General features: G+C 35.8%; 18 protein-coding genes. 12 read left to right on the top strand and 6 right to left on the bottom strand.

Translation table 11 applies throughout. The features are described 5' to 3' along the window. The first annotated feature begins 31 nt into the window (after window positions 1-31). A complete protein-coding gene (gene dinB, locus RHO11_02630) occupies window positions 32-1108 on the top strand; it encodes a DNA polymerase IV (protein WVD62043.1) in 1077 nt (358 codons plus the stop codon). A 124-nt stretch (window positions 1109-1232) separates the two neighbouring features. On the opposite strand, the gene RHO11_02625 is transcribed toward dinB, so the two are convergent. The 3 genes from RHO11_02625 to rph form a co-directional block, all read right to left on the bottom strand. Further along, window positions 1233-2330 (bottom strand): SIMPL domain-containing protein, encoded by a 1098-nt coding sequence (locus RHO11_02625; protein WVD62042.1) that lies wholly within the window; start codon window positions 2328-2330, stop codon window positions 1233-1235. A 200-nt stretch (window positions 2331-2530) separates the two neighbouring features. Further along, on the bottom strand, window positions 2531-3175 hold the full coding sequence (pyrE, locus tag RHO11_02620; GenBank protein WVD62041.1) for an orotate phosphoribosyltransferase: 645 nt from the start codon (window positions 3173-3175) through the stop codon (window positions 2531-2533). Window positions 3176-3259: 84 nt separating this feature from the next. Next, entirely contained in the window at window positions 3260-3979 is a 720-nt protein-coding gene (gene rph / locus RHO11_02615) for a ribonuclease PH (GenBank protein ID WVD62040.1), read from the bottom strand. 156 nt (window positions 3980-4135) lie between these two features. On the opposite strand from rph, the gene RHO11_02610 reads away from it, so the two are divergent. Then, window positions 4136-5002: a YicC/YloC family endoribonuclease gene (locus RHO11_02610; protein WVD62039.1), complete on the top strand. Its 867-nt coding sequence runs from the start codon at window positions 4136-4138 to the stop codon at window positions 5000-5002. Window positions 5003-5079: 77 nt separating this feature from the next. Here the strand turns inward: RHO11_02610 and exuR are convergent, their stop codons facing one another. Then, window positions 5080-5868: a transcriptional regulator ExuR gene (gene exuR / locus RHO11_02605; protein WVD62038.1), complete on the bottom strand. Its 789-nt coding sequence runs from the start codon at window positions 5866-5868 to the stop codon at window positions 5080-5082. Window positions 5869-6133: 265 nt separating this feature from the next. Here exuR and RHO11_02600 point away from each other — a divergent pair, with 265 nt between their 5' ends. The 8 genes from RHO11_02600 to RHO11_02565 all read left to right on the top strand — a co-directional run bounded on the left by RHO11_02600 (window position 6134) and on the right by RHO11_02565 (window position 17081). Next, entirely contained in the window at window positions 6134-7411 is a 1278-nt protein-coding gene (locus RHO11_02600; protein ID WVD62037.1) for an MFS transporter, read from the top strand. A 127-nt stretch (window positions 7412-7538) separates the two neighbouring features. Continuing rightward, on the top strand, window positions 7539-8948 hold the full coding sequence (gene uxaC / locus RHO11_02595) for a glucuronate isomerase (GenBank protein WVD62036.1): 1410 nt from the start codon (window positions 7539-7541) through the stop codon (window positions 8946-8948). Window positions 8949-8964: 16 nt separating this feature from the next. Further along, complete coding sequence (locus RHO11_02590; GenBank protein WVD62035.1) at window positions 8965-10416, top strand: tagaturonate reductase; 1452 nt, start codon at window positions 8965-8967, stop codon at window positions 10414-10416. Window positions 10417-10424: 8 nt separating this feature from the next. After that, window positions 10425-11918 (top strand): altronate dehydratase family protein, encoded by a 1494-nt coding sequence (locus tag RHO11_02585; protein ID WVD62034.1) that lies wholly within the window; start codon window positions 10425-10427, stop codon window positions 11916-11918. A 282-nt stretch (window positions 11919-12200) separates the two neighbouring features. Then, window positions 12201-13037 (top strand): efflux RND transporter periplasmic adaptor subunit, encoded by an 837-nt coding sequence (locus RHO11_02580; protein WVD62033.1) that lies wholly within the window; start codon window positions 12201-12203, stop codon window positions 13035-13037. A gap of 31 nt (window positions 13038-13068) precedes the next feature. Beyond that, window positions 13069-14820, top strand: coding sequence for an ATP-binding cassette domain-containing protein (locus RHO11_02575; GenBank protein WVD62032.1), 1752 nt, complete (start codon window positions 13069-13071; stop codon window positions 14818-14820). A 1-nt stretch (window position 14821) separates the two neighbouring features. Then, the gene (locus RHO11_02570) at window positions 14822-15940 is read left to right on the top strand and encodes an ABC transporter permease (protein ID WVD62031.1); all 1119 of its coding nucleotides are present in this window, start codon (window positions 14822-14824) and stop codon (window positions 15938-15940) included. 19 nt (window positions 15941-15959) lie between these two features. Next, the gene (locus tag RHO11_02565) at window positions 15960-17081 is read left to right on the top strand and encodes an ABC transporter permease (GenBank protein WVD62030.1); all 1122 of its coding nucleotides are present in this window, start codon (window positions 15960-15962) and stop codon (window positions 17079-17081) included. 206 nt (window positions 17082-17287) lie between these two features. On the opposite strand, the gene pepT is transcribed toward RHO11_02565, so the two are convergent. Both pepT and RHO11_02555 read right to left on the bottom strand, forming a co-directional pair. After that, window positions 17288-18526 (bottom strand): peptidase T, encoded by a 1239-nt coding sequence (gene pepT, locus RHO11_02560; protein ID WVD62029.1) that lies wholly within the window; start codon window positions 18524-18526, stop codon window positions 17288-17290. A gap of 12 nt (window positions 18527-18538) precedes the next feature. Further along, window positions 18539-20095 carry an AbgT family transporter gene (locus RHO11_02555; GenBank protein WVD62028.1) on the bottom strand — a complete coding sequence of 519 codons (1557 nt, stop codon included), beginning with the start codon at window positions 20093-20095 and terminating at the stop codon, window positions 18539-18541. Window positions 20096-20483: 388 nt separating this feature from the next. Between RHO11_02555 and RHO11_02550 the strand changes: the two genes are divergently transcribed. Together RHO11_02550 and phoB are read left to right on the top strand one after the other, a co-directional pair. Then, window positions 20484-21509 (top strand): AI-2E family transporter, encoded by a 1026-nt coding sequence (locus tag RHO11_02550; GenBank protein WVD62027.1) that lies wholly within the window; start codon window positions 20484-20486, stop codon window positions 21507-21509. Between the two features lie 207 nt (window positions 21510-21716). Then, a complete protein-coding gene (gene phoB / locus RHO11_02545; protein ID WVD62026.1) occupies window positions 21717-22397 on the top strand; it encodes a phosphate regulon transcriptional regulator PhoB in 681 nt (226 codons plus the stop codon). Window positions 22398-22402: the final 5 nt, after the last annotated feature.

Genomic DNA, 22402 nt, shown 5'->3' with positions numbered 1-22402 from the left:
TATACAGCTTGTTGTTAATTGTGTTTGTGGAATGGATCGGACAAAAAAAATTATTCATATTGATATGGACTGCTTTTATGCAGCCGTTGAGATGCGAGATAACCCGCGTTATCGGAATATTCCGATTGCTGTAGGCGGAGATCCTAAAAAACGTGGAGTAGTTGCTACCGCTAATTATCCGGCACGACAATATGGTATTCATAGTGCGATGCCTATGGCGCAAGCGATTAAGCTATGTCCAAATCTTAAAATCATCGCCGGACGTCATCAAGTTTATAAAGATGTTTCTAATCAAATTCATCAAATCTTTAAACGTTATACTTCATTAATTGAGGCTTTATCTTTAGATGAAGCTTATTTGGATGTGACTGATTGCCCTCTATTTCATGGTTCAGCGACATTAATCGCGCAAGATATTAGGCAAAAAATTGCTGATGAGCTTAATTTAACCGCTTCAGCGGGTATTGCACCTTTAAAATTTTTAGCTAAAATTGCCTCGGATATGAATAAACCTAATGGTCAATATGTTATTACCCCACAACAAGTTGAACATTTTATTGCTAATTTGCCATTGAAAAAAATTCCTGGGGTTGGCAAGGTTACAGAAAAAAAATTAGCAGAATTAGGATTATTCTACTGTCGTGACATTGTCACTTTTGACTTAACCCAGTTACTTAACCAATTTGGTAAGTTTGGTCGAATTTTATATGAACGATGTCAAGGTATTGATGATCGTGAAGTGAATAATGATCGGCAGCGCAAATCAGTCGGTGTTGAACGTACTATTGCCAATGATATTTATACCTGGCAAGAGTGTTTGCCTTTTTTTGATTCACTTTATGATGAGCTTGAACAGCGTTTAGCTAAAGTACGTAGTGATTTATCGATTGCTAGACAAGGGGTTAAATTTAAATTTAATGATTTTCAGCTTACTACTCAAGAACATATCTACCCCAAGCTTAATAAACAGGATTTAATTACGTTAGCCGAGCAGATCTGGCTAGAAAGACGTAAAGAACGGGGAGTTAGATTGATTGGTTTTCATGTTACTTTAATTGATCCACAATTAGATAAACAATTATCTCTAAAATATCATGACGATAATTGAGTTAGTGAGAAGATAAAAGGGGACTTCTTCAATAACAAGTCCCCTAAAAACTAAGTGTCATAAACCAGGTGTCATAAACCAGGTGTTATAAAACCAAGTATTATAAAAATAAGTTCTCTAAAAATTATCGATTGATATGTTTAATAATCTCAAAAGTACCTGACATCGTTAATGAAATTGTAAATTCAGTAGGTGCTTGAATATCAATATCCTGAGCTTCAAATAGTTGAGACTGACCCACATTAACCATCGCTCGGTTATAGCCATAATTTCTCGGCTGCAAGTTATAACTATTTTCAGTACTATTAAGTGTTGATGGTACGCCTAATTGATATTGTTGACCAAGCAATCGTGTTGCTTTTGCAGCAAGCTCCTGATAAATAGTTTGTTCATATTTGGCTAAAACGGCATTTTTTGCGGATTCTGAAACACTATAATTCATATCATTGTTAACTGTCATTTTTAGCTCTTGTGCCTTCGCAATAATTTTACCAAGTAGGGTAAAATCATTAACTTTAATTTTGATGGTATTTTGCACATAGTATTTTTTTACCGTCTCAGATTCTGGTGAATCGATCTCAGTATCGTAACTGGCTACAGAGATATTATTAATACCCAATTTCTTTAATTGATTTACAATAAGTTGGTATTTTTGTTGGCTAAGTTGCTTAGCTGCTGATTCGGAATCACTGGCGCCTTGAATTTTGAATAGATAATATTTATTATCACTATCTTGCTTAATACCATTAATTTGGTTTTGATCAAGTACATTAACGACATCAAAAAATTGTTTATTATCAATATCTAAATAAACAGTAAATGTTGAAGTATAACGTTTAGCTTGATTATAAATAACTTGTTGTTGCTCTTGTTGATAGTTTTGGTAACCGATCGTTGTTAAGTTATCGTCAGAAATACCGAGTTGATTTAGGTATTCATTAAAGATCTTCATATTTTTTGCATTACGATTTGATGCATCATTTGGCGTTTCACCTTCAGTAACATAGGTTACTGAAAACTCAGCGGTATCTGGTTTTAGTGCGATAATATTGGTGACACTGGTATTTATTTTACCGACAGCAATAGCATCTTTACCATATTTAAGTTGTTGAAATTCTAGAGTACTGGTTGCAGGGCTAATTATATTTGGTACCATATTGGCGTGCGACATTGAGATCACTCCTAGATTGAATAACAATGCGATTAATAATTTTTTTTTCATTTTATTACCTATATCGTTAATTATTTAAAGTATAAAACTAAATACTCAATAGAAAACCAGTGATTAAGTGATACTGATATGTATAGTAACGTGATAAAAAAATATAGATGTTTTGTTTATGTAATAATTTGTAAAGGGATGGAAAAAAATAAAGCGCTATTTAGCGCTTATAGAAGAAGAGCAAAACGGTATAATCGCTATTAATTTATACCATATGTTTTGCGATAAGCTTTAACCAGTTCTAACTCTGCAGTTTTACCATCTTGTTCTAAATATTCGATTAAATCAGCTAATGTGATAATAGAAATAACATCACAATGGTAAGCTTGTTTGATTTCCTGTATTGCAGATAGCTCACCGCGACCTTTCTCTTGTCGATCAAGACTGATCAAAACACCTGATAGTTTTGAGTGATTATTTTCAAGAATTTGCATTGATTCACGAATTGCAGTTCCTGCGGTAATAACATCATCCACTAACATGACACGTTTATTTTGAATTGAACTGCCGACTAGATTACCACCTTCGCCATGATCTTTGGCTTCTTTACGGTTAAAACAGTAAGGAACTTCAATATTATGGTGCTCAGACAAGGCTACAACTGTTGCTGAAACAATCGGGATCCCTTTATAGGCAGGACCAAAAATAACATCATAAGCAATATTAGCATCAATTAATGCTTCAGCATAAAAGCGCCCTAATAGAGCGAGATCTTTGCCGGTATTAAATAAGCCTGCGTTAAAAAAGTAAGGACTTTTTCGCCCTGATTTCAATGTAAATTCGCCGAATCTTAATACTTCTCTTTCAAGAGCGAACTGAATAAATTGTCGTTTATATGACTTCATTTTATTTTTCCCCAGATCTTAACTTGCCATTACTACTCATCAATTTGCATAAAAATAAAGCGACTAAGGTCGCTTTCATCTCTATTAAACAATATTCAAGGCTAATTTTTGTGCTTGAACAATATCGTTAATCCCATTTTGGGCTAAATCTAATAATGTTAGTAATTCTGCATGAGTAAAAGGAACGCCTTCAGCAGTACCTTGTATTTCGATCATTTTACTATCAGCAGTCATAATGACATTCATATCTGTTTCTGCATTAGAATCTTCAACATATTCAAGATCGCATAAGGCTTTACCATCAACAATACCGACAGAAACAGCCGCAATGAATCCTTTGAATGGATTCGTTTTTAATGAGCCTTTTTCGACCATCGAACTTAATGCGTCATACAGAGCTACACATGCGCCAGAAATGGATGCAGTTCGGGTACCGCCATCGGCTTGAATAACGTCACAATCAAGTGTAATGGTATATTCACCTAATTTTTCAAGATCAACTGCTGCACGTAAAGAACGAGCAATTAAGCGTTGGATCTCCATTGTACGGCCACTCTGTTTACCTTTTGCCGCTTCTCGTTGGGTACGAGTATTTGTTGCTCTTGGTAACATCCCATATTCGGCTGTTATCCAACCTTTGTTTTGTCCTTTTAGGAAACGAGGAACACCTTCTTCAACAGTGGCATTACAAAGCACTTTAGTTTCGCCAAACTCAATTAAAACAGATCCTTCAGCGTGTTTTGTATAGTGACGGGTAATTTTTATTGGACGGATTTGTTCCGCTGTTCGGCCGGAAGGGCGCATTTGTTTCTCCAATTTTGATTTTATCTATTACGTTTTATGTTGTACTAGGGGGACATTACATTAAGATTTTGCAATGTTTAGCCTAAGCTAAGAGCGTATTATACAGAATTTATGTTATAATGCCTACAAACTTTTATTAATTTTAGGGCACTTATTATGATACGTAGCATGACCGCTTATGCGAGAAAAGAAACTAATGCTAATTGGGGACACGCAGCGTGGGAGCTTCGTTCAGTTAATCAGCGTTACTTAGAAACTTATATTCGTTTACCTGAACAGTTACGTTCACTTGAACCGATTATTCGTGAAAAGTTAAGAAATAAATTAACGCGAGGTAAAGTTGAGTGTAATTTACGTTTTGAATTAGATCTTGCTAATCAACACCAAGAGTTATGTTTGAATAAAGATTTAGCGAAACAGTTATTACATGCCGCCAATTGGATTAAAGATGAGGCTGTATCTGGTGAAATTAATGTTGTCGATGTACTCCGTTGGCCGGGGGTGATGTCAGCGAAAGAGCAGGATTTAGATACCATTTCGCAAGAAATTTTAGCTGCATTAGACGTTGCGATTGATGATTTTATTACCGTTCGTGAACGAGAAGGGGAAGCGTTAAAAGCACTTATCGTACAACGGTTAGAAGGTATTACTGTTGAGATTAATAAAATTCGTGAACTAATGCCTGAGATTTTAGTATGGCAAAAAGATAAACTAAAAAGTCGCTTAGAGGAAGTCGCTGCTGAATTAGAGCCTAACCGCTTAGAACTTGAACTTATTTTAATTGCTCAAAAAATTGATGTTGCAGAAGAGTTAGATCGTTTATCAACCCACGTAAAAGAGACCTATTCAATATTGAAAAAGAACGAAGCTGTCGGTCGTCGTTTAGATTTTATGATGCAAGAGTTTAATCGAGAATCCAATACCATTGCTTCAAAATCCATTAATGCTGATATTACAGCATCAGCGATTGAGTTAAAGGTATTGATTGAACAGATGAGAGAACAGATTCAAAATATTGAGTAAGTAGCCATAAGTTTTATCTGTTTTTGGTAATGATGCAAAGCCCGAGTTAAAGGGCTTTGTATTTTTATTAATTTTTGTTACTTTCTAATGGGTGGAGTATCAATATTCACTACTGGGTTTTCTGAGAACATATAGCGATCAATACTGGTTTCAAAGTCATCACTGGCTGCATTAAATAGCATTTTCTTAGTATTTTCAAGATGTTGCCACATAGCATGTTTGGCTGCATAAGGATCTTTATTGATGAGCGCATTTAAAATATTGTCATGCTCCTCACACCAACTTTCAATCGCTTTAGCATCGACGTGTTCATGTAGTTTACGCCAATAAGGGTTGAGGACACGTTGGCTCCAGATTTCATTTACAATTTTGATTAAAGCCGTATTACGCGTTATAGAGGCTATTTGGATATGAAATTTTAAATCCCATTCTGAATCTCTAAAACGATCTTCTTTACGTGCATTATGTTGAATTTCTAACAGTTTGACGATATCTTCTTTGGTAATTTGAGTTGCCGCAAATTCTGCAATATTACTCTCGATAAGCTGTCGTGCCTGCAGTAGTTCAAAAGGGCCACAGCTTGCAAATTCTAATCCTTTATTAGCCGATACATTTTCATTTTTAGGATTAACTGAGATGACATGAATCCCAGATCCTTTTCTCGCCTCAACAAAACCTTCAACCTCTAACATGATGATAGCTTCTCGGACAACAGAACGGCTTACATTATACTCTTCACAAATTAGTCGTTCGGCGGGTAATTTTCCACCAAGCTGATAAGTATTGTTAACTATTTGTTCTTTTAATTTTGCGGCAACTATTTGATATAAACGTTGGTTATCATCATATTCAATCATATTAAGCATATCTTATCGGAATTTTGTCTTATCGAATTTTGTTTAAAATAACATGTAAATAAGCTGCTTTAAACAATAAATACTACAAATTTTACCATAATTATCACATCTTTAAATAATCTATAATACAAAAATAAATTTATTAATCTCATCACCTAATAAATTAATCAAAATAATAAAAGTGTGATGTATGTCAAAAAAATCATTATGTCTTATATGGTAGTATAAGTTGTCTTACAACTTTAAACGAAATATAATACTTATTGAGGATTTTATGATAAAAAGAATAAAAGGGCTACGTTGGTATATGATAGCTTTAGTTACGGTTGGAACAATATTAGGTTATTTGACGCGTAACTCAATGGCTGTCGTTGCACCGGTGTTAAATGATGTTATGGGATTAACAACCCAACAATACTCATATGTTGTTGCCGCTTACTCCGCTTGTTATACCATTATGCAACCTGTTGCCGGCTATGTTTTAGATTTACTCGGTACTCGTCTAGGCTATGCTATTTTTGCAATTTTATGGTCACTTTTTTGTATTGGTACCGCGTTTTCAGGTAGCTGGATCGGCTTAGCTTTTATGCGAGGCGCCGTTGGTGCAACAGAAGCGGCAATGATTCCTGCTGGTTTAAAAGCTACCAGTGAGTGGTTCCCAGCCAAGGAACGTTCAATTGCGGTGGGGTGGTTTAATCTAGGATCATCCATTGGTGCAATGATTGCTCCGCCATTAGTTGCTTGGGCGGTATTATTTCATAGTTGGCAATGGGCCTTTGTATTATGTGGTTTACTTAGTTTAGTTTGGGGCTTATTTTGGTTTTGGCTATATCGTCATCCAACCGAACAAAAACATTTATCAGACGAAGAGCGTAAATATATTTTATCTGGTCAAGAAGCAGGGCATTCCGAATCAAATACCAAAAAAATGCCAGCTAAAGATATTGTTCGCACTCGTCGTTTTTGGGGAATTGCCATTCCGCGTTTTTTAGCTGAACCGGCTTGGGGAACATTCAATGCATGGATCCCATTATTTATGTTTACGGCTTATGGTTTTGATTTAAAACAAATTGCTATTTTTGCTTGGATGCCAATGTTATTTGCTGATTTGGGCTGTGTATTAGGGGGATATATGTCACCTTTTTTCCAAAAGCATTTTAATATGAGTTTGGTTAATTCACGAAAAATGGTTGTGACTGTTGGCGGTGTTTTAATGATCGCACCTGGTTTAATCGGTCTATTTTCGAGCCCTTATGTCGCCATTTTCCTATTTTGTATTGGTGGTTTTGCACACCAAGCCTTATCTGGCGCATTAATTACATTATCATCTGATGTATTTGGTCGTAATGAAGTCGCTACAGCTAATGGTTTTACCGGTATGGCAGCTTGGTTAGCGAGTACAATATTCGCCCTAATTGTTGGTGCATTAGCCGATACAGTTGGATTTAGTCCACTATTTGTTATCCTCTCTTGTCTAGACCTATTAGCGGCAGTTGCAGTATGGACGATTTTAAAAGTACCAGCTGAAAACAATCTTGTTGTTGAACATTAAATGTTGAACATTAAAAAAGTAGCAATGCAAACGAAGGCATCTCATTGATTGCAGTCGTTTGCCAAATTGACAATGTATTTTTATATCAATACCCGTTAACTGTAAGGTATTGAACAAGGAGATAACCATGAGTTTTTTAACTGAAGATTTTTTATTAGATACTGAATTCTCACGTAAGCTTTATCACGATTACGCGGCAGAACAACCTATTTTTGACTATCATTGTCATCTACCACCTGAACAAATTGCAACTAACTATCGTTTTAAAAATTTGTATGATATTTGGTTAAAAGGCGATCATTATAAGTGGCGCGCAATGCGTACTCATGGTGTTGATGAAAAATTTTGTACAGGTGATGCGCAAGATTTTGATAAATTCAAAGCATGGGCTCAAACGGTTCCTTACACCATTGGTAACCCACTGTATCATTGGACACATCTTGAATTACGTCGTCCTTTTGGTATCACTGGGACTCTATTATCACCATCAACAGCTGAAACTATTTGGCAGCGTTGTAATGATCTATTACAACAAGATGATTTTACAGCTCGCGGTATTATGCAAAAAATGAATGTCAAAATGGCTGGCACGACCGATGATCCTATTGATGATTTACGTCATCATAAAACCATTGCTGATGATAAAAGTTTTACAGTAAAAGTGTTACCAAGTTGGCGTCCTGATAAAGCATTTAATATTGATTTGGCTACATTTGTTCCTTATATGAAAGCATTAGGTGAAGTGGCTAATGTTGATATTATTAATTTTGATAGCTTATGTACGGCATTAACTAAGCGAATGGACCATTTTGCTGCTCATGGTTGTAAAATATCTGACCATGCCTTAGATACTGTTGTTTATGCTGAAGCTGATGATAAAACGTTAACAGCTATTTTACAAAAACGTTTACAAAATCAAATGGTTAATGAATTAGAAACCGCTCAATTTAAAACAGCCGTGCTCCGCTTTTTGGGTAAAGAATATTATCAACGTGGTTGGGTGCAACAGTATCATATTGGTGCTATGCGTAATAATAATCATGATATGTTTAAGCGTTTGGGTCCTGATACCGGCTTTGATTCTATCAATGATACCGCTATTGCGATGCCATTATCACGCTTATTAGATGCGCAAGCCCGTGACCAAGCATTACCGAAAACGATTTTATACTGTTTAAACCCGAAAGATAATGAAGTCTTAGCGACAATGTTAGGTAATTTTCAGCAGGGTGGTGTTGAAGGTAAAATGCAATTTGGCTCTGGCTGGTGGTTTAATGATCAAAAAGATGGCATGCAACGTCAATTGATACAACTTAGTCAATTAGGTTTATTGAGCCATTTTGTTGGCATGTTAACCGACAGTCGTAGCTTCCTCTCTTATACTCGCCACGAGTATTTCCGTCGTATTTTATGTCAGATGATCGGCCGATGGGTTGCTGACGGTGAAGCACCTGCCGATATTGAACTATTGGGTAATATGGTGAAAAATATCTGTTTTGACAATGCAAAACGTTATTTTGCGATTGATGTTAATTAATTAAGGAACGATTAAAATGCAACAACTCAATAGAAAAAGCTACCCGGGCTCATCTTATCCAACTAAAATTGTGCAGTTTGGTGAAGGTAATTTTTTACGCGCTTTTGTAGATTGGCAAATTGATTTACTCAATGAACATACCGATTTAAATGCGGGAATTACAGTTGTCAGACCAATTGATACTGATTTTCCACCATTACTCAATACACAAGATGGATTATATACGACAATTATTCGTGGTTTGAATGAACAGAGCGAACGAGTAAAAGAGTTTCGTATTATTCGCAGCATAAATAATGAAATTAATATTTATAAACAATTTGATGATTATCTCGCATTAGCAAAAGATGCCAATATTGAATTTATCTTCTCTAATACGACCGAGGCTGGAATTAGTTATCATGCCGGAGATAAATTAAGTGATAAGCCTGCAATTAGCTATCCCGCTAAGTTGACTCAGTTTTTATATACTCGTTTTCAACATTTCTCAGGTGCAGCAGATAAAGGATTAATCATTATTCCGTGTGAATTAATTGATTATAATGGTGAAGCGTTACAAGAATTAGTTCATCGTTACGCGAAAGAGTGGCAATTACCGACGGCATTTATTGATTGGTTAAATAGTAGTAATACTTTTTGCTCAACATTAGTCGATCGAATTGTCACCGGTTATCCTAAAAATGAAGTGAATGAATTACAGCAAGAGCTTGGCTACCAAGATAGCTTTTTAGATACGGCTGAGTATTTTTATCTGTTTGTAATTCAAGGGCCAAAAGTTTTAGCTGAGAAATTACGCCTCAACCAACTCGATCTTAATATTTTATTAGTTGATGATATTAAACCTTATAAAGAGCGTAAGGTGGCGATCTTAAATGGTGCTCATACTGCGATGGTACCAGTTGCTTATCTGGCGGGTTTAAATGATGTCGGGAGTACAATGCAAGATGAACAATTGCTTAAGTATATTGAACAAGCAATTTATCATGAAATCATTCCTGTCCTATCGTTACCACAAGATGAATTACAAGACTTTGCGCAAGCCGTAATTAATCGTTTTAAAAATCCGTTTATTGTTCATCAATTATTGTCAATCTCGTTAAATAGTATGACAAAGTATCGGACTCGTATTTTACCGCAATTGCTAGCATATCAAGAAAAGTATCAACATTTGCCACAATGCTTAACTTTTGCTTTATCAGCATTAATCGTGTTTTACCGTGGTAAACGTAATGATGAAGCTATTCCATTACAAGATGATGCTTGGATTCTTGAGATGTACAGTAAATTATGGCTTCAGCATGCCAATAAACAGATCTCAACCACGCAATTAGTGACAGAAGTATTAAGTCAATCACAGCACTGGCAATGTGACTTAACTCAGGTTCCAGAATTAGTCGCAACGATTACTAAACAAGTGGATGCTATCTTAGCAACGGATATGAGAGCAGCATTAACATCTTGCTGCTAGGGTAAATTATGAAAAAAGTGATCAAAATCAATGGTAATGATAATGTCGTCATTGCCTTGGAAAATTTAGAAAAAAATGATGTATTAGCCATCGGCAATGAGACTATTGCTGTGACGCAAGACATCCCCTCGGGCCACAAAGTGGCCATTAAAGAGATTGCCGCACAGCAAAACATTATTAAATATGGTTTTCCTATTGGCCATGCTACGACTGATATCCATATTGGACAACATGTGCATACCCATAATGTTAAGACCAATCTTGGTGAGTTAGATCAATATCAGTATCAACCGAAACCGCTCGATATTCATACTGAATTTGCCGATCGTGACGTTCAGATTTATCGTCGGAGTAACGGCGATGTAGGGATCCGTAACGAATTATGGATTGTCCCTACAGTCGGTTGTGTTAATGGTATTGCGCAACAAATTTGTAAAAAATTTATTGCCCAGCTAGCTAAACAAGGTGATGACTACGATCAAGTTTACGTATTAACTCACCCTTATGGATGTTCACAGCTTGGTCAAGATCATCAAAATACACGTACAATTTTACAAGATATGGTTAAACATCCTAATGCTGGCGGAGTATTAGTGATGGGGCTTGGTTGTGAAAACAATCAATTGAAGGTATTTCGTGAAACTTTAGGTGACTATGATGCTGAGCGTGTAAAATTCATGATTTTGCAAGAAGAGTCAGATGAAATCTCAGCAGGATTAAGGCATTTAACGCAGTTATATCACCAGTTAAAACAAGATCAACGGGTTAGCGGTAAATTAAGTGAATTAAAATTTGGCTTAGAGTGTGGAGGATCTGATGGATTATCGGGGATTACTGCAAATCCATTATTGGGTCGGTTCTCAGACTATATTATCGCCCATGGTGGCACGAGCGTTTTAACGGAAGTGCCAGAGATGTTTGGTGCAGAAACTATTCTGATGGAACATTGTGCGGATGAAGCTACATTTACCAAAACAGTTAACATGGTGAATAGTTTTAAACAGTATTTTATGGACTACAATCAACCTATTTATGAAAATCCATCACCCGGTAATAAAGCTGGAGGAATTACTACATTAGAAGATAAATCATTGGGTTGCACACAAAAAGCGGGGAGTAGTCAAGTTGTTGATGTTCTACAATATGGCGAACGTTTAACAAAAGCTGGTCTTAACTTATTATCTGCGCCGGGTAATGATGCAGTTGCAACTAGCGCATTAATTGCATCGGGTTGTCATATGGTACTGTTCTCAACAGGACGTGGAACACCTTATGGTGGATTTGTACCTACGATCAAGTTAGCGACCAATAGCGCATTGGCTAATAAAAAACCGACATGGATTGATTTTAATGCTGGTCAATTAGTTGATGGCGTTAATATGCATGATTTGTTGGCCCAATTTATCGATTTAATTGTAGCTATTGCTAATGGTAAGCAAAGTTGTAATGAAATAAATGAGTTTAAAGAGCTGGCAATCTTTAAAAATGGCGTAACTGAATAGTTTTTAAGGTCATAATGGCATAAATTTATTGTCATTATGGCTTGTTTTATAACAAATAATATACTCACCTCGACTAACCCTTCGATCATCATGACTATTAGGTTCGATTATGTGATTTAGCCCAGATCTTAATATTTTCGTTTTCTTTATTATTACAAGACTCATTGTAAGCTTGGTAACTACTTGTTTATTAGTATATAATTAGGCTAGATACAAACTAACATGGTTATTATAACAGCGCCGTTTTATATTAATTTAATGTTTCTATCAAAAAGGCAATGAATGATGAAGAAATGGGTTATTTTAAGTGTAATTGTGCTTGTGTGTCTGGCCGCAGGATATTATGTATGGCAAAATCAGACACAGTCGAAAAGTTTAACACTTTATGGCAATGTTGATATCCGCACGGTTAATACCAGTTTTAGAGTCTCTGGTCGTTTAGTCGAGCTATTTAAAAATGAAGGGGAATCTGTTGTTCCCGGTGAGTTACTTGCCAAAATAGATCCTAAACCTTATCAAATATCGTTAGAACAAAGCCAAGCACAAGTTGCACAAGCGCAAGCCGCTTATGATTATGCTGAGCGCTATTATCAACGACAGATGCAGTTAATTAAGACTTCAGCTATTTCACAAAACCAATTTGATGATAGTCAAACCGCAAAAGATCAGGCTTGGGCTAATTTAACTGCAGCTAAAGCCAATACAGATCAAGCTTTGTTAACGTTACAAGATACAGAGCTTTATGCACCAGAAGCTGGTACGGTGTTAGTTAGAGCCGTTGAACCGGGAACGATGTTAAGCGCTGGAACCACCGTTTATTCGGTTGCCATTAGCCAACCAATTTGGATTAAAGCCTATATTGATGAAGTTAATTTAGCGCAAGCGATCCCAGATAGAAAAGTCTATATTTATACTGATGCAAGACCGAATAAACCTTATATTGGGCATATCGGTTTTGTCTCTTCACAGGCTGAATTTACACCAAAAACGGTTGAAACAGCTGTGTTACGTACCAGTTTAGTGTATCGATTGCGCATTGTCGTCGACCAGACGGGAGAGGGCAAAGCTGACGAATTATTAAGGCAAGGTATGCCTGTAACAGTTGAATTTGCCCAGTAAAATAAATCGATAGCAAAAGGAAAGCAGCGTTATGCCAAATACAGCTAATTCCAATGAGATTATTTTACAAAATGTCCAAAAATGTTTTGTTAGCAAAAATCAAACTACGATCGCACTAGACTCTTTATCATTGACGATTAAACCGAATGGCGTTATCGGTCTGGTCGGTCCTGACGGTGCTGGTAAAACAACGTTATTACGAATGTTAGCTGGATTATTAAGTCCAACTCAAGGATCAATTTCTGTCATTGGTCTAAATCCAGTAACACAAGGGCCAGTATTAAGAACCGTTCTTGGTTATATGCCACAAAAATTTGGACTATATGAAGATCTCACTGTACAGGAGAATTTAGATCTCTTTGCCGATTTGCGTAATATTAAAGGTGAAGATAGAGTCGCTATTTTTACTAAGCTACTTAAATTTACTGATTTATCGCGTTTTACAGACCGTTTTGCAGGCAAATTATCTGGCGGTATGAAGCAAAAACTAGGTCTTGCTTGTACCTTATTAGGTTCACCTCAAGTATTATTATTAGATGAACCTGGGGTTGGGGTAGATCCTATTTCTCGTCAAGAACTTTGGCAAATGGTTCATCAATTAGCGAAAGAAGGGATGCTAATTATTTGGAGTACGTCTTATCTTGATGAAGCTCAACAATGCCAAGATGTTTTACTACTTAACGAAGGTAAATTGCTGTTTAGAGGGCAACCTGATTTGCTCACTCAGCGAGTAAAAGACCGCGTCTTTTTGCTTTCATCTAAAGAGCCTCATCGACAGCTGCTACAAAGAGCATTAACTAATCAGCAAGTGAGTGATGGCGTTATTGAAGGTGATAGTGTTCGGCTTATTTTAAAACAAGTATTATCGATTTCTGCTGTTCAACAGCTTTTCCCAAATGTTGAGTTAAGTGTCAAATCAATTGAAGGGCGATTTGAAGATGCGTTTATTGATCTTCTTGGTGGTATTGAGACTCGGCAATCGATTCTCACTGAGATTATGAACGATATTGATTGTAGTCAACATGAAGCGGTTATTGAAGCAGAGTCGTTAACAAAAAAATTTGGTTCTTTTACAGCCACAGATCATGTCAATTTTAGTGTTAAACGTGGTGAAATTTTTGGTTTACTAGGCCCTAATGGAGCAGGTAAATCAACGATTTTTAAAATGATGTGTGGGCTATTATCGATTACGAGTGGTAAAGCCTTAGTATTGGGGCTTGATCTAAAAAAAAGCTCTATTACTGTCCGGCAACATTTGGGTTATATGGCACAACGTTTTTCCCTATATGATAAATTGACGGTTAAACAGAATTTACAGTTTTTCTCGGGTATCTATGGTTTGACCGGTAAACAGCAAAAAGCGAGTGTTGCAGAGATGATTAATGCTTTTCATTTTGACTCAATCCTTAACACCACGCCTGAAGATTTACCATTAGGATATAAGCAGCGCTTAGCCTTAGCTTGCGCATTGATGCATAAACCCGAAATTCTTTTTTTAGATGAACCAACGTCAGGGGTTGATCCAATTACTCGTCGAGAGTTTTGGGTACATATTAATAGTCTGGTTGAAAAGGGGGTAACTGTCATGGTAACCACTCATTTTATGGATGAGGCAGAATATTGCGACCGAATCGGACTGGTTAATCGTGGCCAATTAATTGCGCTAGGTTCACCTGATGAATTAAAACAATCAGTGGTTTCGAGTGACAGGCCAAATCCAACAATGGAACAAGCATTTATTGCCCTTGTAAAACAATCTATTATAAAAGCTGAAGGGAAATAATATGGCATTTTCATTATCGAGAACCTATACCCTTTGTCATAAAGAGACGTTACAAATTATACGTGACCCAAGCTGCTTATTGATTGCCGTTGTGATTCCATTAATGCTGTTATTTATTTTTGGGTATGGTATTAATTTAGACTCTAATCGCCTAAAGGTTGGGGTACTTGTTGAACAGCAAAGCCAAGCTGCGAATAACTTTGTGCAGTCACTCAACGGATCAACGTATATTCAAATCGTGCCGGAAAATAGTCGGCAAGCATTAACACAAAAAATTAATAGTGGTGAAATTCGTGGAATAGTTGTCATACCGAATGATTTTGCTCAGCGCCTAAATGAGAATAAAGCCACTATACAAGTTATTACTGATGGTAGCGAGCCAAATACCGCAAAATTTGTCCAAGGTTATTTAAATGGTGTCTGGCAAATTTGGCAGCAGCAGCAACTTGTTGATAAAGGGTTAGTGACACCGCAAACGATACAGATTGAAACGCGTTATTGGTTTAATGCTGATGTGATTAGTCAGCACTATATTGTTCCAGGCTCAATTACTATTATAATGACTGTTATTGGCTCAATATTAACCTCTTTAGTTGTGGCAAGGGAGTGGGAACGGGGAACGATGGAGTCATTACTGTCAACGCCGATCACTAAGTGGGAACTCTTATTATCAAAATTATTACCCTATTATATCCTTGGTATTATTGCATTAATTATCTGCTTATTAGTTGCAATTTTTATTATGCAGATCCCGTTTCGAGGCTCTCTATTTTATCTATTCATTATTAGTTCATTATTTTTATTAACGATATTAGCTATGGGGCTATTGATATCGACTTTGATGCGCAACCAATTTAATGCCGCAATGATTGCCATTAATGCTGCATTTCTGCCTGCAATTATGTTATCGGGATTTGTTTTTGAGATTGATAGTATGCCAGCGATTGTGCGTATGATTACGTATTTAATTCCCGCTCGTTACTATGTTAATGCAATACAAACCCTGTTTCTTGCTGGTGATATTATCTCTATTTTATTGGTTAATGCCGGTTTTTTACTGTCATTTATGGTGATCTTACTCCTGATCACCATCAAAAAGACCAAATTAAATTTAGATTAATTTTGGGGAGCTAATACGAATGAGTCTGAAAACATTATATCGAACCTTCGCATTAATTCGTAAAGAGTTAATCTTACTGCTGCAAGATAAACAAACTCGTACTATTTTAATCATGCCGGTATTGATTCAAATCTTAGTCTTTCCGTTTGCCGCAACGCTGAATGTTACGAATGTGACGGTAGCAATCTATCGAACTGCTATTGATCCTATCTCGACAGAGATCATTGATAATATTACTCACTCAGAAAGTTTCTCTCACACGCTATATTTAGATTCAGCAGAGCAGATAGCATCGGTTATTAATGAGCAAAAAGCCCTGTTAGTTGTACGCTTTGCTGATGATTTTGCTCAGAAATGGTTATCCAGACAGTCATCGCAAATTCAATTAATTCTAGATGGCCGTCAATCAAATAGTGCGCAAATTGCTGCAGATTATGTTCAACAAATCATAATGCAATATCAGAAACAGTCGCAGTGTGATAACCAGCAACTATGCAATGATAATCAATTGGTAATTCGTAACTGGTTTAACCCTAATTTGGATTATAAGTGGTTTGTTTTACCTTGTTTAGTTGCCTTAATTACGACTATTGGTGTGCTTATTGTGACTTCGCTATCTGTTGCCCGGGAACGAGAGCAGGGAACCTTAGATCAGCTACGGGTTTCACCATTAAGTACATGGCAGATCTTTATTGGTAAAGCGGTTCCTGCTGTGATTGTCGCTACTTTGCAGGGATCGCTGGTTCTTCTATTTAGTATATTCTTATATAAAATTCCATTTCAAGGTTCATTGGTCTATTACTATTTATGTATTATCTGTTATGGCCTCTCTTTGGTCGGTTTCGGATTATTTATTAGCGCATTATGTTCAACACAACAACAAGCATTTATTGGGATAATGACATTTATGGTGCCTGCAGTGTTGTTGTCTGGTTATATTGCCCCTGTTGAAAATATGCCCGAATTTTTACAAAAAATAACTTGGATTAATCCGATTCGCCACTTTACTGAGTTAACTAAACAGATCTACCTTAAAGACGCTGAATTTACCATTATTTGGCAAAATTTATGGCCACTGTTACTTATTACTCTTCTTATGGGAAGTATTGCTTACTACTTATTTAAAAGAAAGCTAGGTTAATCCTTTATGATTGCTTTGAGATTATGATTCTAAAAACCCAGCGATTGAATAAAAGTGGCTAAAACAATATTATTTTTATACTATATTAATAGTTTACAGTAAAAAAATAACGAAAATACTTGTATCATCATAATGCTTATATGATGTAATAAAATAGAACTGAAGTGGAAATGATTAACCACCCAATAATGGGTGGTTTAGTGCGATTATTTTGTAGTTTGTGCAGTAAGTTGACAAATCAGCTCAGTCAATTGATAACTCTTAATAAAAGACTGCATTGGTAAAAATTCAAAAAATGAATGGAAGTTATGTGCACCGGTAAAATAGTTCGGTGTAAAAATACCGCGCTTAGAGAGTGCAGAACCATCAGTACCACCGCGCATTGCAATGACTTTTGGTGTGATAGACAACATTTCCATCCCTTTAAAAATTAAATCGATAGCGGTTCTGTCTTCACCTAAAGAGTCATGAATATTGCTATAAACATCGGTAACGCTATACTCAATTTTGGCTTTAGGATGGCGAGCTGCAATCAAATTAACCACTTCACTGATATAATGTTTTCTTGCTTCATAACTTGTTTTATCGAAGTCACGAATTGAGAGTTTTATCTCAGCGGAGTCTGGGTTTGCATTAAGATCTGTTACATAAAAATAGCCTTCACGACCTTCAGTATGTTCGGGCGTATCCTGACGATCAAAGCAGCTAATAATATCATGAGCAACACGGATAGGGTTAACTAAGACATTTTTAGCTGACATTGGATGAGCCGTCACCCCTTTAATCTTAATATTGACTGAGGCGGCATTAAAGGTTTCATAAACAACTTCGCCTAATTGGCAGCAGTCGATAGTATAAGCAAAATCAACTGGGAAACGCGATAAATCCATCACTTTCGCACCACGTAGTCCGATCTCTTCATCTGGCACAAAAGCAACATAGATATCACCATAGTTTTCGGGATGTTTGCTGATATGTTGTATTAATGTCATCAATACAGTGATAGCTGCTTTATTGTCAGCGCCAAGTACGCTAGTTCCATCACTAAAAATAATCTCATCATTTAAGTAATTTTTGATTTCTGGATGTTCTTCTACATTAAACCAAATATTCTTTTCTGCATTTAAACAGATATTATCGCCAGTAAATGGCTTAATTTGTGGTTTTATATCTGGTGATAAACCAACATCAACGGTATCTAAATGAGCAACAAACCCAATTTTAGGCGCTTGTGATTTTTTACCCTTAAAGTGTGCAATAAGCACACTATGTTCATCTAAATAAGTATCGGTAATCCCCATCTCATTAAGTTCACTAGCCAGTAGTTGAGCTAATTGACGTTGTCCTTCAGTACTCGGTACGTTAAGATGACTTGCGCAACTTTGTGAGGTTATTGCCACATATCTAAAAAATCGTTGTTGTAACTGTTGTGCTATTGATTGCATAAAAACCTCATATTATTGTGTACGTGGTAAATCATAAGTATAACTACTGTCAAAACCGATTGGAATATCAAAACCCCAGTAAATAAACAAGGTGGCAACCAATACTAACCAGATACCAATTGAGAATGGAATCATCATTGAGCATAGTGTACCAACGCCGGCCTTAGAGCAGTATTTATGGCAGTAAGATAAAATTAATGGGTAAAATGGGAACATTGGGGTACTGACATTGACGGCGGCACTAATTCTAAATGAGGCTTGAGTTAATTCTGGCGAAAGACCTACTGCCATTAACATAGGTACCATAACCGGTGCCATAATTGCCCATTTTGAGGTTGCAGAGGTAATAATCAGGTTAATACATGATGATAATAAAATCATGCCAATAATCGTTAACCATGCTGGCATACTTAATGAACGCAACATATCTGCACCAGTAAGCGAGATTAATGTACCAATATTTGAGTGACCAAAAGAGTATAAAAATTGTGCAGCAATAAAACAGAAAACAATAAAAGAGATCAGCGATTTGGTAATGTTTTCCATCGTATTGGTGACATCTTTTGATGATTTAAACGTGCCAGCAACAAAACCGTAAATTAACCCTGGAACAGCAAAAAAGATAAATAATAATGGTACAATAGACTGCATTACGGGAGCCGCTGAATTCGTTAAACTACCGGTTTTAGGATCTCTAAAAGGCGAACTTTCCGGGTAGAGTAGTGCGGTAAGCAATACAATTAAGCCAATAATTGATAAAATTGCCCAACGGAATCCTTTCGCTTGGCTAGGCGTGATCTGTTTTACATCTTCAGAGTCGGTTGGATTAGTACAGTCAACAGGACAATTCTTATTAAGCCAAGGTTCAACAATTTTTTCTGTAACGAACCAACACACTAGAATCACACCAAAAGTACCACCAAGACTGAAAAAGTAGTTACATAGGACATTAACACTATAGCTAGGATCCAGTAAATGTGCTGCTTTTTCAGTAAAACTTTGTAAGATAGGATCTATTTGTGATGGGGTATAGCTCGCCGTAAATCCACCCGCTAAACCAGCAAAGGCCGTTGCAACACCGGCTAAAGGGTGACGTCCACTCGCATAAAACATTAAGGCTGAAACTGGCATTAAAATCACATAAGCAGAGTCAGAGACAATGTGTGCAACAACACCGACAAAAGCGACTGTTGGTGTTAACATTTTCGGTGAAATAATACTTAACATTTTTTTCAAGGCAGTATTAATAAATCCGCTACCTTCAGCAATACCAATCCCGAGAGTTGCCACAATGGTGATAGCCAATGGCGGGAACGTAATAAAATTACCGACCATCTTTGTTAAAAAAGTGACAATTTCACTGTAATCAAACATATTGATAACTTGAATCTTCTCACCCGTTGGATCTAATGGGTTAACATAATCGAAACTGACAAAAGAGAGTAGAAATGAGAGAACCCAACAAATAATCAATGCATATAAAAAAAGCATCGTAATACTTGGCATGGCATTACCGATGCGTTCAATACGATTTAGAAATCCTTTATTGGGGGCAAGACTATCAACCATGATTTACTATTCCTGTTGTTTTAATTGAAAAGGTCAACATTCTATACAAAAATTGGTTACAAATAAATTTATTAAGTAATTAAATAGATAAGAATTATATTATGTCATTTATTGATTGGACTATTTGATCGAGAGTTATCTTAGTTTAGCTATTTTTGATAATAATTTTATTATTCTCAGTGGGGATCAATTGTATTGCTTTAATGCGAGTTTACGCTTTTAATATATTGAATTAAGAAATCAAATAGCATATATTCTTTTGAAAAATCAGGATAGATTTATCAAAAAATGATTATGATCAGAACGTTGTTCTTTTCCTGTGATATTAATTTCGCTGTTTTTTATAATACAATTTCACCTAAATAAATAAGGTAATAAACGAATGGGTATGAGTAATCAGCAAAAGTTAGGGTTATTTTGTTTAGTCGGATTTTCTATTTTTTTTATTATATTGATGCAGGTGCGTTTAATGCCTGCATTAATTGCTGGTTTATTGACTTATTTTTTAACACTTAAATTAGACTCATTACTATCGAAAAAAATGAGTCGATTTGGTAACAAATCAAAACTGTTATCGGTGATGCTGTTATTATCAATCATTATGGCAATTATTACGATCGGTTCATGGTATCTGTTTTCATGGTTTATTAATATGGCTAAGCATCCAGTTGAAACGATGGAAGCGATACATGCCATTATTGATAAAGTTTCACAAACGCTACCAGAGGGCATTCAAAGTTATTTGCCCGATGATATGGACCAGATTAATATTAATATTACAGCTTATTTAAAAGAGCATGTTTTTTATTTGCAATCAATGGCGACCAATGCATTTCATACACTTATTATTTTAATTGTGGGGATGATTATTGGACTTATTTTAGGCTTTAAACAACAGAATCGTTTAGATAGTTATGAGGATGTACCAAAAACAGCGTTGGTTACAGCTTTAAAAGCGAGTCTTGATCGATTAGTTATGGTTTTTCAATATGTGGTTATTTCACAATTTTTTATTGCCTTTTTTAATGCTGTTATGACTGCCATTTTCTTATTTATTATTCTACCTATTTTTGGAATTCATCTACCATTTAGTAAAAGCTTAGTATTAGCCACTTTTGTGTTTGGTTTGATTCCAATAGTGGGGAACTTAATTGTCAATGTATTAATGTTTTTTGTCGGTTTTACGGTATCATTTTATGTGGCAATTATTGTACTTATTTATCTCATTTTGATTCATAAAATGGAATATGTATTAAATGCTAAAATTGTCGGCAGTAAAATTGAAGCAGGGATCTGTGAGCTACTTATTGCAATGCTGTTTTGCGAAACGATATTTGGTGTAATTGGCTTGGTATTTGCACCTATTTTTTATGCATTTATTAAACAATCATTGAAAGATCTAAAATTGATATAAAAATTGCATTTAATATCGCTGATAATATGAATGTTCATAATTCACTATAAAGTTTCACGCTTATAGCGAATATGGTGCAATTTAGGCTTTAACTCATTAGAACGAACTAAAAGGTTGTGATGACAAATTAACTAAAATTCATCAAACTGTCACAAAAATACTATATACTGGCTGGATACGAATTGCTAATAGGTTTGTTTATATTTTATGACAAAAACAATTTTTATCGTTGAAGATGATCATGCTATTCGGGAGATGTTACGTATTTTGCTTGAACATCAAAATTATCAAGTAATTGAAGCTAAGGACTATCCGCAGGCGATTGCAGTGAGTCAATCGACTCCTTTTCATTTAGTTTTGCTTGATTGGATGTTGCCGGGTGGTAATGGGCTACAATTTATCAAACACCTGAAAAAAAATGAGTCTACTCGTGATATTCCAATCCTTATGTTAACCGCTAAACAAGATGAGAATGATCAAGTAATGGGGTTTGATGTCGGTGCTGATGACTATATGACTAAACCTTTTTCAAATAAAGCATTGATTGCGAGAATAAAGGCTTTATTACGACGAAGTTATCCTAATAATGATGCTGTATTGATTTTTGGTGAATTAAAAATTGATTTACAATCGCAGCGTGTTTTTTTGGCTGATACTGAGCTCTCTTTAGGACCAACAGAATATAAATTGTTAAGTTTTCTGGCTAGTAAACCTGAACGGGTGTTTACTCGAGATCAATTGATTACTGCAGTTTGGGGTAACGATTCCTATATAGATGATAGAACGGTTGATGTGCATATTGGCCGTTTACGTAAACAGCTTGAAAAATCAGAAGGTGAGCGATTTATTCAAACAGTTAGAGGTTCTGGATATCGCTTTTCTGTGTAAAATAA

This window comes from Orbaceae bacterium BiB, from assembly GCA_036251205.1.
Taxonomy (GTDB): Bacteria; Pseudomonadota; Gammaproteobacteria; order Enterobacterales; family Orbaceae; genus Orbus; species Orbus mooreae.
This window is presented reverse-complemented; position numbering and strand designations above follow the sequence as displayed.